Genomic DNA, 15,791 nt, shown 5'->3' on the forward strand with positions numbered 1-15,791 from the left:
CTTATGACCGGTTGGCAATCTGCGCTTCGCGGGCGGCCTTGAGCTTTGCAAAATCGTCGCCAGCGTGATGCGAAGAACGCGTCAGCGGGCTGGAGGCGACGAGCAGGAAGCCCTTTGTTTTGCCGATGGTTTCGAACGACTTGAATTCGTCCGGCGTCACGAAACGGATGACCGGATGGTGCTTGCGGGTCGGCTGCAGATACTGGCCGATGGTCATGAAATCCACATCCGCCGAACGAAGATCGTCCATCAGCTGCAGGATTTCATTCCGCTCTTCGCCGAGACCGACCATGATGCCGGACTTGGTGAAGATGGTCGGATCGAGTTCCTTGACGCGCTGCAACAGGCGGATCGAATGGAAATAGCGTGCGCCGGGGCGAACCTTCAGATAACGCGACGGCACGGTTTCCAGATTGTGGTTGAACACGTCGGGACGCGCCTTGACCACGATTTCCAACGCGCCTTCCTTGCGCAGGAAGTCCGGCGTCAGAATTTCGATGGTGGTCGCAGGCGTTGCAGCGCGGATGGCGCGAATGACCTCGGCAAAATGCTGCGCACCGCCGTCTGCCAGATCGTCACGGTCTACCGAGGTGATGACCACATGGGTCAGGCCCATCTGCTTGACGGCCTTGGCGACATTTTCCGGCTCATTGGGATCGAGCGGCGTAGGAATACCGGTCGAAACATTGCAGAACGCGCAGGCGCGTGTGCAGATTTCGCCCATGATCATGAACGTGGCGTGCTTCTTTTCCCAGCACTCGCCGATATTCGGGCAGCCAGCTTCTTCACAGACGGTCACGAGCTTGTTGGAACGCACGATTTCGCGCGTTTCGCTATAGCCGCGCGAGACCGGAGCCTTGACGCGAATCCAGTCAGGCTTCTTCTGGACTTCATTGTCCGGGCGGTGCGCCTTTTCCGGGTGCCGCAGACGTCCGCTCTGGTTGACCGTATTGAGAACTGTAACCATGCTGTTTCCTGCCTATCCGGAGCATGTTCCAAAAGAAATGTGGAACGCTCCTTAATTCGGTCCGGTCCTAAGCCCTGACCACAGACCTGTCAACTTGGACCATTTGCTACTCATCGCCGCGCAGCCAGCCCGAGCGCCCTGAAAACCAGAGCCCAGATGAGCCCAAAGACCAGACCGCCAAAGCCAAGCGCCAAAGTCAGCGTCCAGACACCATACCAGCCCAAGAGCGCCATTCCGTTGACCGATATGGTGTTACCGCCAAGCAGACTCAAGACGCCGGCTACAAATCCGAGCGCCAGACCGATGACGGTACACCATTTTATGATCGGCCAGGCGGCGCGCCGCCATGGCCCTCCATTTTCGATCAGCGGAATAGGCGTCTCCTATTGCTTTAAGCTTTATTTACACGCCTAATCTGGTCCGAAAAGTCTGCAACTTTTCGGGATTAGGCGTTTAACACCCGGCCATATGCGTCGAGTACGCTTTCCTTCATCATCTCCGAAAGGGTCGGATGCGGGAAGACCGAATGCATCAGCTCTTCTTCGGTGGTCTCAAGGTTCATGGCAATCACGAAACCCTGGATAAGCTCGGTGACTTCCGCGCCAACCATATGTGCGCCCAGAAGCTGACCGGTCTTCTTGTCGAAGATCGTCTTTACCAGACCCTGATCTTCACCCAGAGCAATCGCCTTGCCGTTGGCCGTGAAGGAATAGCGACCGACACGAATGTCGAAACCCTGTTCCTTGGCCTTGGCTTCCGTCAGACCGACCGACGCGACCTGCGGATTGCAATAGGTGCAGCCCGGAATCTTGCCCTTGTCGAGCGAATGGACATTCGGAAGGCCTGCGATCTTTTCAACGCAGATCGTGCCTTCATGTTCGGCCTTGTGCGCCAGCATCGGCGGACCGGCGACATCGCCAATGGCATAGATGCCTTCAACATTGGTCTTGCCATAACCGTCGATGACGATGCAGCCACGATCCGTCTTCACGCCAAGCGCTTCAAGGCCGAGATTCTCGATATTGCCCTGCACGCCGACAGCCGAAATCATCCGGTCGACCGTCAGCTTCTGCACCTTGCTATCCTTGGTTTCGATGGAAGCAGTGACGTTGTTGGCGCCCTTCTCCACTTTCGCAACCTTGGCGTCGGTGATGATTTTGAGGCCGCGCTTTTCGAGCTGCTTGCGGGCGATGGCGGAAATTTCCGCATCTTCTACCGGCATGATCTGCGGCATCACTTCCACAACCGTCACATCGACGCCCATGTCGTGATAGAACGACGCGAATTCGATGCCGATAGCGCCCGAACCCATGACCAGCATCGACTTTGGCAGGTCCTGCGGCACCATGGCTTCGAAATATGTCCAGATCAGCTTGCCGTCCGGTTCGATGCCAGGCAGCGCACGCGGACGCGCACCGGTGGCCACGATGATGTGCTTGGCCTTGTAGCTGCCCTCGCCCAGCACGCCCTTCGGCACCGGGTTCTGCGGCTGCATCGGCTGCTTCGACGTCTTGCCGACCGTGATTTCAGCAGGATTGGAACCGGAAGCGCCTTTGACGAGCTTGGCTTCGCCCCAGATGACGTCGATCTTGTTCTTCTTCATGAGGAAGGCGACGCCGCCATTAAGACGGGCCGAAACGCCGCGCGAACGCTGCACGACGGCTTTCACGTCCGGCGTGATGGTGCCTTCGAGTTTCAGACCGTAATCCTTGGCGTGTTCGCCGAAATGTAGGATTTCCGCCGAACGCAGCAGTGCCTTGGTGGGAATGCAGCCCCAGTTGAGGCAGATACCACCCAGATGCTCGCGCTCGACAATAGCGGTCTTGAGACCCAGCTGTGCCGCACGGATTGCCGTCACATAGCCGCCGGGGCCAGATCCGATAACAATAACGTCGTAAATGTCGGCCATAATTCTTGCCCTTATTCCTGAATGCGGAAAGGCCGCGCTTGTCCCTGCATGATCTACAAAGACAAGCGCGGCGTCAGTTCCATCAGACCAGCATGCCCATCGGGTTTTCGATGTGGCGCTTGAAGGCCTGCGCGAGTTCGGCAGCAAGTGCGCCGTCCACCGCGCGGTGATCGGTAGAAAGCGTGACCGACATGACCGTCGCCACTTTCATCTCGCCCTTCTTCACCACGACGCGCTCTTCACCGGCGCCGATTGCGAAAATGGTCGCATGCGGCGGGTTGATGATGGCTGCAAAATCCTTGACGCCGAACATGCCCAGATTGGACACGGAGGTCGAACCGCCCTGATATTCCTCCGGCTTCAGCTTGCGATCACGCGCGCGCTTGGCCAAATCCTTCATCTCGTTGGAGATGGTGGAGAGCGTCTTGCTTTCCGCATTGCGGACGATTGGCGTGATCAGGCCACCCGGAATGGAAACGGCAACGCCGACATCCGAACGCTTGTGCTTGATCATGCCGCCATCGGTCCAGGAAACATTGGCTTCCGGGATATCGCGCAGCGCCAGAGCGGTCGCCTTGATGATCATGTCGTTGACGGAGAGTTTGTAGGCCGGAACCTCGCCCTTCTCGGTCTTGAGCATCGGCGACGCCGCGTTGATCTGCGCGCGAAGCGCCAGAAGCGCATCCAGTTCGCAATCGATCGTCAGATAGAAATGCGGAACGGTCTGCTTCGATTCCACCAGACGGCGAGCAATGGTCTTGCGCATGCCGTCATGCGGCACGATCTCGTAAGAACCTTCCTCGAACAGCTTGAGAACGGCATCGTCCGACATCGGCTTAGGCGCTGGAGCAGCCGCAGCAGCCTGCGGTGCAGCAGCAGCTTTCGCGCCGCCGGACTGGATCGCGGATTCCACATCGCGCTGAACGACACGGCCATGCGGACCAGTGCCCTTCACGGCGGCGATATCGACGCCAGCGTCCTTGGCAATGCGGCGGGCAAGCGGAGAAGCGAAAACGCGTTCGCCCTTTGCCTGTGCGGGAGCGGCAGGTGCCGGAGCAGGAGCAGGAGCAGCGGCGGGCGCGGCTTCCTTCTTGGCTTCAACCTTCGGCTCTTCCTTCGGAGCCTCGGCTTTTGCTTCCGCCTTGGGAGCGGCAGCGCCGCCGCCCTTTGCTGCTTCCGCGATATCTTCGCCGTCAGCGGCGAGAATTGCGATCAGCGCATTGACCTTGACGCCTTCGGTGCCAGCCGGAACAACCAGCTTGGCAACGGTGCCTTCGTCAACAGCCTCGACTTCCATCGTGGCCTTGTCGGTTTCGATCTCGGCAATCACATCGCCGGAGGAAACCTTGTCGCCTTCCTTGACCAGCCATTTCGACAGGTTGCCTTCTTCCATCGTGGGAGAAAGCGCTGGCATGGTGATATTGATCGGCATGTCCAAACCCTTTCGTTAAGCGGTGTAGGTCACGGCTTTCACCGCTTCCACGACTTCGGCCACATTCGGCAGCGCCAGCTTTTCGAGATTTGCGGCGTAAGGCATTGGAACGTCCTTGCCCGCAATGGTCAGGATCGGCGCATCGAGATAGTCGAAAGCCTGCTGCATCACGCGGGTGGCGATTTCCGTGCCGACCGACGACTGCGGGAAGCCTTCTTCGACGGTTACGAGGCGACCGGTCTTCTTGACCGATTCCACGACAGTCGGAATGTCCATCGGACGAATGGTGCGCAGATCGATGACTTCAACGTCGATGCCCTGTGCAGCCAGTTCTTCCGCAGCCCTGACCGCATAGGTCATGCCTATACCGAACGAAACCAGCGTGGCGTCCTTGCCCTGCTTGTGAATGCGGGCCTTACCAATCGGCAGGACGAAATCATCCAGCTTCGGCACTTCGAAATGATGACCGTAGAGAATTTCGTTTTCGAGAAAAATGACCGGGTTCGGATCGCGGATGGCAGCCTTGAGCAAGCCCTTGGCGTCGGCAGCCGTGTAAGGCATGACGACCTTCAGGCCCGGAATGTGGCTGTACCAGGCGGCGTAGCACTGCGAGTGCTGGGCGGCAACGCGGGCAGCAGCGCCCGAAGGACCACGGAACACCATCGGTGCACCCATCTGACCGCCCGACATGTAGAGCGTCTTTGCAGCCGAATTGACGATCTGGTCGATTGCCTGCATGGCGAAGTTGAAGGTCATGAATTCGACAATCGGCTTCAAACCGGCCATTGCGGCACCGACGCCCACACCGGCAAAACCATGCTCGGTGATCGGCGTATCGACGACGCGGCGCGCGCCGAACTCATCGAGAAGACCCTGCGTGATCTTGTAAGCGCCCTGATATTCGGCAACTTCTTCACCCATGATGAAGACGTTTTCGTCACGGCGCATTTCTTCGGCCATGGCATCGCGCAGCGCTTCACGCACGGTCATCGAAACCATTTCCGTGCCTGCCGGAATATCCGGATCGGAAGCGACTTCAACCTTCGGAGCAGCCGGAACGCTGGCAGCAGACTTGTCTTCAGCCTTCGGCGCTTCCTTTGCTTCTTCCTTGGCTTCCTGCTTCGGGGCTTCAGCCTTGGCAGCCGGGGCCGAACCGATATCGGAAGCGCTTTCGCCGTCGCCGAGCAACACGGCAATCGGCGTATTGACCTTCACGCCTTCTGTGCCTTCAGCGATGAGGATCTTGCCGATAACGCCTTCATCGACGGCTTCGACTTCCATCGTCGCCTTGTCGGTTTCGATCTCGGCAATCACATCGCCGGACGTAACCTTGTCGCCTTCCTTTTTCACCCACTTGGAAAGCGTGCCTTCTTCCATGGTCGGAGAAAGGGCGGGCATGAGAATTTCTACGGGCATGACAACACCTTTCCCGAATTAGAGCAGAATATCCGTATAGAGCTCGGAAACATCCGGCTCCGGATCGTTTTGAGCGAAATCGGCCGAATCAGCGACGATGTCGCGGACTTCCTTGTCGATTTCCTTCAGCTCTTCTTCGGTTGCCCAGCCCTTGTCGATCAGGCGCTGTTTGACCTGTTCGATCGGATCATGCTCGGAACGCATCTTTTGCACTTCGTCCTTCGAGCGATATTTCGCAGGATCGGACATGGAGTGACCGCGATAGCGATAGGTTTCCATTTCGAGAATCAACGGACCCTTGCCGGAACGCGCCCAATCGGCAGCGAACTTGGCGGCAGCGGCAACGGCGCGAACGTCCATGCCGTCAACCTTGATGCCCGGAAGATTGAACGAAACACCGCGCTTGGAGAAATCGGTCTCAGCGGAAGAACGCGATACCGAGGTGCCCATGGCGTAACGGTTGTTTTCGATGACGTAGATCACCGGAAGCTTCCACAGCGAGGCCATGTTGAAGCTTTCATAAACCTGGCCCTGATTGGCAGCGCCATCGCCGAAATAGGTGACCGACAGATTGTCATTGCCACGATACTTGTTCGCAAAGGCAAGACCGGTGCCCAGCGGAACCTGAGCGCCGACGATACCGTGACCGCCGAAGAAGCCCTTTTCCTTGGAGAACATATGCATGGAGCCGCCCTTGCCCTTGGAGTAGCCTCCACGGCGTCCGGTCAGCTCGGCCATGACGCCGCGCGCTTCCATGCCCGTTGCCAGCATATGACCGTGATCGCGATAGGAAGTGATGATCTGGTCACCTTCCTTCAGCGCGGTCTGCATACCAACGACGACAGCTTCCTGTCCGATATAAAGATGGCAGAAGCCACCAATGAAGCCCATGCCATAAAGCTGGCCGGCTTTTTCTTCGAAACGCCGGATCATCAGCATCTCGCGATAGGCGTGCAGCTCCTGCTCCTTGGTGAAATTTATAGGCGCAGGTGCCTTGGGGGTAGTAACAGAAGACGTCTGCGTTTTGCCAGCAGGCGTCTTTTTAGCCCTCGGTGCCATATCTCGCTCCCTTAGATTGTCGTTATATTGTGACGTTATACGCGCATATTACAAGATACAATATGCACCCAGAGCATAGCTGCTATGCTGCCAAGCCCTTAAAAACATATCACAAAAAGACAATTAACCGGAATTCAGTTAATTCGACCTGTCTTCCCGAGAGGTAATAATTGTCACTTCATCGGGATGGGAGAGATTAAGCGCCCTGCGCGCCTGCTCGTCAAGCATATCCTTTTCGATGGAACCATCACGCAAAAGCGCGACGCGCTTTTCGAGCGCGGAACGCTCGCCGCTGATTTTTTCGAGCTGCTTGGTGAGGTTCGCTTTTTGCTCTTCGAGCTGGATACGGGCGTATAGACCAAATTCGCCATGATAGGCGTGGAAGCCGAAATAGCTGAGAAACGCAGCCGTCAGAATAGGCAGAATAAAGCGCCCACGGATCGATTTACGTTTCTGCTTGGTCCACATTGCGGCTTCCTTCCCGGATGTTTTTGACGGCAGCGAATCTCAAGCTGTAGCCGCCAATCCGAATTCCACCATCAAGCATTATTTTGCTTAACAGAGCTTTACCGCAGCCATATGTCAGGGAAGGATTAACCCTATTTTTGTGAAACAGTTCAGATAATCAAAAGACGGTGACCTCTTGTGAGTAATTCACTCGCAGAGGGGGAAATCGGCAACCAGGATCAATTCTTGATTGCCGATCTGTTCATTATCGACCGTTCAGACGATCACACATCGAGAATCGTTGAGAACCCGCCCATGATCATCCGCTTGCCGTCAAAGGGCATCTCGCTGCCCATCGCCGCCATGCGCGGATCGCTCATCATTTTCTGATTGGCCGCATCGCGGGTGGCCTTGTCGGGATATTCGAACCAGGAGAAAACCACCTCCTCATCGTCGGTTGCCTGCACGGCTCGGCGGAAGTCGGTCACCTTGCCATCGGGCACATCGTCACCCCATGCCTCAACCATGCGCGTAACGCCAAACTCCTTGAACAGTTCGGCAGCAGTCGCGGCATGTTTGCGATAGATTTCCTTGTTCGCTTTTGGAACCGCAACGACGAAGCCTTCAATATAAGCCATTTTCTCTCTCCCTTTCGATTCCCCCCTTACGGCTCGGGTCAATACGGGATTGAGCCGCTCCATGTCCGCCATATTGCTCCCCATTCAGGGCCAGCGCATGGCAGAACAATAACATTGATATCAATATATATGGGCGGAGTCAAAAGCGGGGCTGGCCAAGATGGCGGTATGGTTCTCAAAGACAACGAAAAAGGCGGGCACAGAGCCCGCCTTTCATCAAAAGCCTTTGCGTTCCGATTATAGGAACTTCAGCGCGCTGCGGCCTGCATAGCGGGCCTGCTTGCCGAGTTCTTCTTCAATGCGGATAAGCTGGTTGTACTTCGCCGTACGGTCCGAACGGGCCAGCGAGCCGGTCTTGATCTGACCGCAATTCGTGGCAACTGCCAGATCGGCAATGGTCGAATCTTCGGTTTCGCCCGAACGGTGCGACATGACGGCGGTGTAACCGGCCTTGTGTGCGGTTTCGACGGCATCGAGCGTTTCCGACAGGGAACCGATCTGGTTGACCTTCACGAGGATCGAATTGGCGACGCCCATGCGGATGCCATCGCGCAGACGGGCCGAATTGGTGACGAACAGATCGTCGCCAACCAGCTGGCACTTGTTGCCAACGAGGTCGGTCAGGTACTTCCAGCCTTCCCAGTCGTCTTCGGCCATGCCGTCTTCAATGCTGACGATTGGATAATCAGCGACGAGCTTGGCCAGATACTTGGCCTGCGCCTTTGGATCACGGGTCTTGCGCTCGCCTTCATAGACGTAATTGCCGTCCTTGAAGAATTCGGTCGATGCGCAATCGAGGCCGATAGCGATATCTTCACCCGGCTTGAATCCGGCCTTTTCGATCGATTCCATCACGAAATCGAGGGCGGCCTGCGCGCTCTTGAGATTAGGAGCAAAACCGCCTTCATCACCGACATTGGTGTTGTGGCCAGCGTCCTTGAGGCGCTTCTTCAGCGTGTGGAAAACTTCCGAGCCATAACGCACGGCTTCACGGATTGACGATGCGCCAACCGGCAGAATCATGAATTCCTGAAAGTCGATTGGATTGTCGGCATGTGCGCCGCCATTGATGATGTTCATCATCGGCACGGGCAGAACATGCGCATTCGCGCCGCCGACATAGCGATAAAGCGGCAGGCCAGTTGCCTGAGCGGCAGCCTTGGCAACGGCCAGCGACACGCCGAGAATAGCATTGGCGCCAAGATTGCCCTTGTTGGCAGAGCCGTCGAGGTCAATCAGAGTCTGGTCGATGAGCAGCTGGCTTTCGGCATCGAGGCCTGCAATGGCGTCGAAAATCTTGCCATTCACCGCTTCAACGGCCTTTTCCACGCCCTTGCCGAGATAGCGGCTGCCGCCATCGCGAAGCTCAACGGCTTCATGGGCACCGGTCGATGCGCCGGATGGAACAGCGGCACGGCCAAAAGAGCCATCTTCAAGCACTACGTCCACTTCGACGGTCGGGTTGCCGCGGCTGTCAAGAATTTCGCGGCCGACGATGTCGATAATTGCAGTCATAGGAGCCAGTCCTTCCCTATAGATCGCTCCGCTTATATGCAGAGCTGCTGAACAAATCCGATGTGGGCACATCCTTAGCGAAACAAAAGGCGGAGGAAAATCCCCCGCCTTTCACAATTCGCTCAGTGTTTTATAGACCCTTGGAAATCCTGTCGAACGCCACAAGCTTTTCCAGCAGTGCAGGCATCTTGTCGATCGGCACCATATTGGGTCCGTCCGACGGCGCATTGTCGGGGTCCTGATGGGTTTCAATGAAAAGACCGGCCACACCGACAGCCACCGCTGCGCGCGCCAGTGTTTCCACAAATTCGCGCTGTCCGCCCGACGAACCGCCCTGCCCGCCCGGCTGCTGCACCGAATGGGTCGCGTCGAAAACCACCGGCGCGCCAAGGCCGGCCATGATCGGCAGCGAGCGCATATCCGAAACCAGCGTATTATAGCCGAAGGACACGCCGCGCTCGGTTGCAAGCACATTCGGGTTGCCGCTTTCGGTGATCTTGGCCAGAACATTCTTCATGTCCCAGGGTGCCAGAAACTGGCCCTTCTTGACATTGACCACCCGGCCAGTCTTCGCGGCGGCGATCAGCAGATCGGTCTGGCGGCAGAGGAAGGCCGGAATCTGAAGCACATCGACGACGGGTGCGACTGCGGCGCATTGTTCTTCGGTGTGGATATCGGTCAGAACCGGAAAGCCGAATTCCTTTTTCAGATCGGTAAAGACTTCCAGCGCCTTTTCGAGACCGATACCGCGCTCTGCCTTCAGCGACGTGCGATTGGCCTTGTCGAAACTCGACTTGTAGACCAGACCTATACCCAGCTTGTCGGTGATTTCCTTCAGGCGTCCCGCCATGTCGAAGGCATGGTCCCGCGTTTCCATCTGGCATGGGCCAGCGATCAGCGCGAAGCGCGCGCTGTTGGAGAAGGTAACATTACCGACTTTGACGGAGGAATTGGCGGTCGTCATTTACTCAACACCTTCAAATACGAACAACGTACCCTGGCCTTTAGCCGGAGAAACGATGATACGGCCATCTCTTTTCAGAAACGTGACACCGTTGCGGTCAAGAAGCTGCTCGATTGTCAAAAGCGAAGCAACCGTGAAAACCAGCCCTGCAAGCCGCAAGCCACGGCCATGAAGCTCTGGCAACCATCCAAAGCTTTGTTCAAACTGTTTGGAAGGAAGGATATCTATATCGGCATTGCCTGCGGTGATTTCCAGAGAACCACCGTTCTGCTTGCGCGCTGGCGCATGAAACACGCCTTGCAGCAATTCCGAAAATGCCGCCGGATTATCCTCGCAGATCAGGATTTTGCGCAATCCGCTGACGCCATTTTCATGCGCAATCAGATGCGAACGATCCGTCTTGGGATAAGCCAGACGCTGGCAGGTGAAGAAAAACGCATCGGGCGCGCGCAGATCCGCCGCAAAAGCAAGGCGGAAACTCGCAATTTCGCGCTTGCCTTCCTTGCTCACGAACGCCCGTGAAAACTCAACCATGCGGCCACCGGCAACACCGCGCCGTTTGAACGCGGCGTGATCGGCGCGTGCATCGTCCGTTTTGAAGGCTATGCCTGAAAAGCCATCCTGCCCGTTACGGAAGCGGTAGGCCTGATCGCGGAGAATGAAACTGTTCGAGCGACGGGCGGCAGCCACATAAAGCGGCTCGCGGTCGACTGCCAGCATTTCCAGATAGGTGTCGTCAGCAAAAAAGCTGCACACATTGGCGGTGCCGAATGGATGCTGGGCTTTCGGGGCCACTGTAAATCCCAAGAGAGAAAGTCTCGCGCGCGCTTCGTCCAGTCGTCCAACCGGCAGAACCAGATGGTCCACCGAACGAGCATTGCGCGCGAGATCATTATTCATGCATCAAACCAGACGGCTTTGTTCAATCGCCGCTTCGATGAACGAAGCGAAGAGCGGATGCGGTTCGAACGGGCGCGACTTCAGTTCCGGATGGTACTGTACGCCGATGAACCATGGATGGTCTGGATATTCGACCGTTTCCGGCAGAACGCCATCCGGCGACATGCCCGCGAAATTCAGACCCGCCTCTTCGAGACGGTTCTTATAGTCGATATTGACTTCGTAGCGATGGCGGTGACGCTCGGAAATATCGGTCGAACCGTAGATTTCCGCGATCTTGGAACCCGGAGCAAGGGCTGCTTCATAAGCGCCAAGACGCATCGTGCCGCCGAGATCGCCAGCTGCTGCGCGCTTCTCGAGCATGTTGCCCTTGAGCCATTCGGTCATCAGACCAACTACTGGTTCCTTGGTCGGGCCAAACTCGGTCGAAGACGCGTTTTCGATGCCAACCAGATTACGCGCTGCCTCGATGCAGGCCATCTGCATGCCAAAGCAAATGCCGAAATACGGCACTTTCCGCTCACGCGCGAATTTCGCCGCAAGAATCTTGCCCTCTGCGCCACGCTCGCCGAAACCGCCCGGCACCAGAATGCCGTGTACCTTTTCCAGATGCGGAGCCGGATCTTCGCTTTCGAAGACTTCCGCTTCAATCCAGTCGAGATTGACCTTAACCTTGTTGGCGAGACCACCGTGATAGAGCGCTTCGATCAGCGACTTATACGCGTCCTTCAGACCCGTATATTTGCCGACGATTGCGATGGTGACTTCGCCTTCCGGATTGTGCAGACGATGGGAAACTTCTTCCCAGCGATCCATGCGCGGTTTCGGAGCCGGGTCGATACCGAAAGCCGAAAGAACTTCCGAATCCAGGCCTTCCTTGTGATAGGCAATTGGCACATCGTAGATCGTTGCCACGTCGAGCGCCTGAATAACGGCGCTTTCACGCACGTTACAGAACAGCGACAGCTTGCGGCGTTCGGATTCCGGAATTTCGCGATCCGCACGCACCAGAAGAATATCCGGCGCAATACCGATGGAACGCAGTTCCTTGACCGAATGCTGCGTCGGCTTGGTCTTGAGCTCGCCCGCCGCCGGAATATACGGCATCAGCGTCAGATGGATGTAAACGGCTGCGCCGCGCGGCAATTCATTGCCAAGCTGACGGATCGCCTCAAGGAACGGCATGGCTTCAATGTCGCCAACAGTGCCGCCGATTTCGCACAGGACAAAATCGTAATCCTCGTTGCCTTCGAGAACAAAATTCTTGATCTCGTCGGTGACGTGCGGAATGACCTGAACCGTCGCGCCGAGATAGTCGCCGCGGCGTTCCTTTTCGATGATGTTACGGTAGATGCGACCGGTGGTGATATTATCCTGCTTGTTGGCAGGACGACCGGTGAACCGCTCGTAATGACCGAGATCGAGGTCAGTTTCGGCACCATCGTCAGTGACGAACACCTCACCATGCTGGTAAGGCGACATCGTGCCGGGATCGACGTTCAGATAAGGGTCGAGTTTACGGATACGCACGCGGTAACCGCGTGCCTGAAGGAGTGCAGCCAGTGCTGCAGCAGCTATGCCTTTTCCAAGGGAAGAAACCACGCCGCCAGTGATGAAAACATATCGCGCCATGGGCTTATCTCGTTAGACTTTCTTAATTGATTCCGCCACAAAAAAATGCGCTTCGGAGTGATTTTTCACCGAAGCGATGCGGTAATCGTTGTTGAACACAGACACGTCACCCCAAAACGGACCGTTTGGTGAGTGACACGCACCCCTGAAACCCTATTGCACGAATGCGAACGCTATACGTCTGAAGATGACGGAAGCATGATCTCCGGACGAATACATGGAACCGTCTTAACGGCCCCTGCCCGACTTTTCCATGCCGAAGCCCGCAATCCACAGCTTAGCTTCACGCATTCGTAAAATCGGCCAAAAGAAAAGCCGGGCCCGAAAGCCCGGCCATTTTCAGATCGTCATTTGTGATCAAAGAACGATGACTTCGGTGCCGAGACCGACGCGCTCGTAGAGATCCATCACATCTTCATTGATCATGCGGAAGCAGCCGTTCGAAGCGGAGCTGCCGATGGTCCATGGCTGAACCGTACCGTGAATACGGATATAGGTATCCTTGTTGCCCTGGAACAGATACATGGCGCGCGAACCGAGCGGGTTGCCCGGACCGCCATCCATGCCGTTCTTGAAGCGACCATAATGGCCGGGATCACGCTCGACCATTTCCTTGGTCGGGATCCAGCGAGGCCATTCGCGCTTGGCATTGACGGTCGCAGAACCCTTGAATTCCAGACCCTGCTTGCCCACTGCGATGCCATAGCGGCGCGCCGTGGTCGAGGTTTCAACCAGATAGAGGAAGCGCTGCTTCGGATCGATCACGATCGTGCCCGGCTTGTAGCCCGTAAAGGCAACTTCCTGTGCGCGGAACTTGGGATCGATATTGTACTTGTTGGCCTTCACACCGGCATTGCCGTTGGAAGCGCTCTTTTTCTTCTTCTTCGGCTTGTCCGGATTGGCCTTGGCGTCGCTCGAAAGCGCAACCTTTTGCACGTTAGCGGCAGCGGCTTCGTTCAGCTGCGCTTCAGCACTGACCGGCGATGCGGCAAAAGCCGGCGCGGAAACTCCAACGCAAAGGCTCGCAATGCCAGCCATAAGAATACGACGTGAAAACATGATCAGTTCCCGAAATCCAAGCACAAGCGGAAAATAGCTGCCGCAACTTTACGGCCAAGCTTTCGCTTTCCTTACTGTAAACGCAGGAACGACTCAATTCGTTGCAACAGTTGTGCAATGCGATTCGTAAAAGCCTATTGCCTGCTTGCAACACTTTGCAATTCGGTGGTTAACAAAAAGAAAACCGGCCCATTGGGCCGGCTTCACAATCGCTTGAATGGAAAGCTCTTTTTACTGTGAGCTTGGAACCGGATTGGCCGGAGCTTCCGGCGTCGCCGGCGCCTGCGGTGCAGTCGTTCCCGTCGGAGCGGCGCCCGGTGCAGCCGGTGCGGTCCCATTCGTGTCGGTGCGCGAAGACTCGCCGCCGAGCTGATTGAGGATGCCACCACCAGCGCCGTTGCCGCCTGCCGGAGCCGTCTGACTGCCGGATGCTGCCGGGATACGGTTCAGAATATCGGTCGGGCGTTCGCCATAACGCGCCATGATGCCGAGAACCAGCGACGTCGCGAAAAAGCCGATAGCCAGAATGGCAGTCGTACGGGTGAGCGCATTGGCGGCACCCCGCGCCGTCATGAAGCCAGAACCGCCGCCAATGCCAAGGCCGCCGCCTTCAGAGCGCTGGATAAGCACAACGCCGACAAGCGCCAGCACGATCAACAAATGAATGACAATGAGTACGGTTTGCATGGGTAACGGTCTTTACGTCCCTGAACTAAAGCAGTTCCAGGACACATCACATGACCATGTCCAGACTGCACGATAGAATAGATGCGGCTCTTTACACGCTATTGCGTGATAATCCAAGCCCCGCCGCCCAAGTTAGAGCATGGCGAGGCAAGGCGCCGCTCAAAGGTTGCGATAGGTCTCGCATATGGCGAGGAAGTCTGTCGCCTTCAAGCTCGCACCACCAACAAGCGCACCATCGACATCGGCGATGCCGAGCAGTTCGGTAGAGTTGGACGGCTTGACCGAACCGCCATAGAGAAGACGCAGATGCGCGCCCTTGGCTCCAAAGCGCTCGGTCAGCTGCTCACGCATGAAGGCGTGCGCCGCACGAACATCCTGCACCGTCGGCGTCAGACCCGTTCCAATGGCCCAGACAGGCTCATAGGCGATGATGGTGTTTTCGGCATTCACGCCATCCGGCAGGGAGCCCGCAAGCTGCGAGCCGATGACGTCCAGCGTGCGTTCTGCCTGACGCTCATCAGCCGTTTCACCCACGCAAACGATGGCAACAAGACCAGAGGCCCAGGCGGCTTCGGTCTTTGCCTTCACCGTATCGTTGGTTTCGTGGTGATCAGTGCGGCGCTCTGAATGTCCAATGATGACGTGGCTTGCGCCTGCTTCTTTCAGCATTTCAGCCGAAATATCGCCGGTATGCGCGCCGGAAGTCTTGAAATGGCTGTCCTGCCCGCCAAGGCCGACCGTCGTTTCGCCAGAGAGCGTTTCGGCAGCGCGTGAAAGCAGCGTGGCCGGTACGCAGATCACTGCATCCAATTTTCTACCGAAATCGGAGCTCAGACCGGCTGCAATCGCGCGCAGTTCGGTGAGAGATTCTCCCGTACCATTCATCTTCCAGTTGCCAGCGACCAACGGACGGATACCCGGAGTCATTGTGTTCTCCTCGCCTTTCAAGAGCATAATCCGACCGGAGTGAAACGAGGATCGATAAGATTATGCGTCGAACTGAACATTCAGAGCGTCGATCCGATTCATTCGGATCGAAACACGCTCTAAACGGCAGGCGCCTCCTGCGAATAACGCATGACCGCGCCGAATTTTGCCACTGACTAAGCATATTCGTGTCGCAATGCAAATGTTCTTGGTTGCAGAGCCTCAATGAGACCTTGCAT

The 15,791-nt window shown here is 56.8% G+C and carries 15 protein-coding genes; all 15 read right to left on the bottom strand.

Annotated features, from left to right (window positions below):
• Position 1: 1 nt before the first annotated feature.
• A complete protein-coding gene (gene lipA / locus D8666_RS02790; RefSeq protein ID WP_109369142.1) occupies positions 2-967 on the bottom strand; it encodes a lipoyl synthase in 966 nt (321 codons plus the stop codon).
• A gap of 110 nt (positions 968-1,077) precedes the next feature.
• On the bottom strand, positions 1,078-1,239 hold the full coding sequence (locus D8666_RS24125) for a hypothetical protein (RefSeq protein WP_167836034.1): 162 nt from the start codon (positions 1,237-1,239) through the stop codon (positions 1,078-1,080).
• A 173-nt stretch (positions 1,240-1,412) separates the two neighbouring features.
• Positions 1,413-2,876 (bottom strand): dihydrolipoyl dehydrogenase, encoded by a 1,464-nt coding sequence (gene lpdA, locus D8666_RS02795; RefSeq protein WP_121536236.1) that lies wholly within the window; start codon positions 2,874-2,876, stop codon positions 1,413-1,415.
• A gap of 82 nt (positions 2,877-2,958) precedes the next feature.
• Positions 2,959-4,308, bottom strand: a complete 1,350-nt coding sequence (locus D8666_RS02800) for a pyruvate dehydrogenase complex dihydrolipoamide acetyltransferase (RefSeq protein WP_109369144.1) — start codon at positions 4,306-4,308, stop codon at positions 2,959-2,961.
• Between the two features lie 15 nt (positions 4,309-4,323).
• Complete coding sequence (locus D8666_RS02805) at positions 4,324-5,724, bottom strand: pyruvate dehydrogenase complex E1 component subunit beta (protein WP_121536238.1); 1,401 nt, start codon at positions 5,722-5,724, stop codon at positions 4,324-4,326.
• Between the two features lie 18 nt (positions 5,725-5,742).
• Entirely contained in the window at positions 5,743-6,783 is a 1,041-nt protein-coding gene (gene pdhA, locus D8666_RS02810; protein WP_121536240.1) for a pyruvate dehydrogenase (acetyl-transferring) E1 component subunit alpha, read from the bottom strand.
• Positions 6,784-6,921: 138 nt separating this feature from the next.
• Complete coding sequence (locus D8666_RS02815; protein ID WP_121536242.1) at positions 6,922-7,251, bottom strand: FtsB family cell division protein; 330 nt, start codon at positions 7,249-7,251, stop codon at positions 6,922-6,924.
• Between the two features lie 263 nt (positions 7,252-7,514).
• On the bottom strand, positions 7,515-7,868 hold the full coding sequence (locus tag D8666_RS02820) for a DUF1428 domain-containing protein (RefSeq protein ID WP_078340401.1): 354 nt from the start codon (positions 7,866-7,868) through the stop codon (positions 7,515-7,517).
• A 237-nt stretch (positions 7,869-8,105) separates the two neighbouring features.
• The gene (gene eno, locus D8666_RS02825) at positions 8,106-9,383 is read right to left on the bottom strand and encodes a phosphopyruvate hydratase (protein ID WP_109369149.1); all 1,278 of its coding nucleotides are present in this window, start codon (positions 9,381-9,383) and stop codon (positions 8,106-8,108) included.
• 130 nt (positions 9,384-9,513) lie between these two features.
• Entirely contained in the window at positions 9,514-10,347 is an 834-nt protein-coding gene (gene kdsA, locus D8666_RS02830; protein ID WP_121536244.1) for a 3-deoxy-8-phosphooctulonate synthase, read from the bottom strand.
• Positions 10,348-11,247, bottom strand: a complete 900-nt coding sequence (locus D8666_RS02835; protein ID WP_121536246.1) for a VOC family protein — start codon at positions 11,245-11,247, stop codon at positions 10,348-10,350.
• Between the two features lie 3 nt (positions 11,248-11,250).
• Positions 11,251-12,879 carry a CTP synthase gene (pyrG, locus tag D8666_RS02840; RefSeq protein WP_109369152.1) on the bottom strand — a complete coding sequence of 543 codons (1,629 nt, stop codon included), beginning with the start codon at positions 12,877-12,879 and terminating at the stop codon, positions 11,251-11,253.
• A 357-nt stretch (positions 12,880-13,236) separates the two neighbouring features.
• The gene (locus D8666_RS02845) at positions 13,237-13,938 is read right to left on the bottom strand and encodes a L,D-transpeptidase (RefSeq protein WP_109369153.1); all 702 of its coding nucleotides are present in this window, start codon (positions 13,936-13,938) and stop codon (positions 13,237-13,239) included.
• Positions 13,939-14,169: 231 nt separating this feature from the next.
• Positions 14,170-14,625 carry a preprotein translocase subunit SecG gene (gene secG / locus D8666_RS02850; protein WP_109369154.1) on the bottom strand — a complete coding sequence of 152 codons (456 nt, stop codon included), beginning with the start codon at positions 14,623-14,625 and terminating at the stop codon, positions 14,170-14,172.
• A 159-nt stretch (positions 14,626-14,784) separates the two neighbouring features.
• A complete protein-coding gene (gene tpiA / locus D8666_RS02855) occupies positions 14,785-15,552 on the bottom strand; it encodes a triose-phosphate isomerase (protein WP_109369155.1) in 768 nt (255 codons plus the stop codon).
• Positions 15,553-15,791 lie beyond the last annotated feature (239 nt).

The organism is Ochrobactrum soli, assembly GCF_003664555.1.
GTDB classification, from domain to species: Bacteria; Pseudomonadota; Alphaproteobacteria; order Rhizobiales; family Rhizobiaceae; genus Brucella; species Brucella teleogrylli.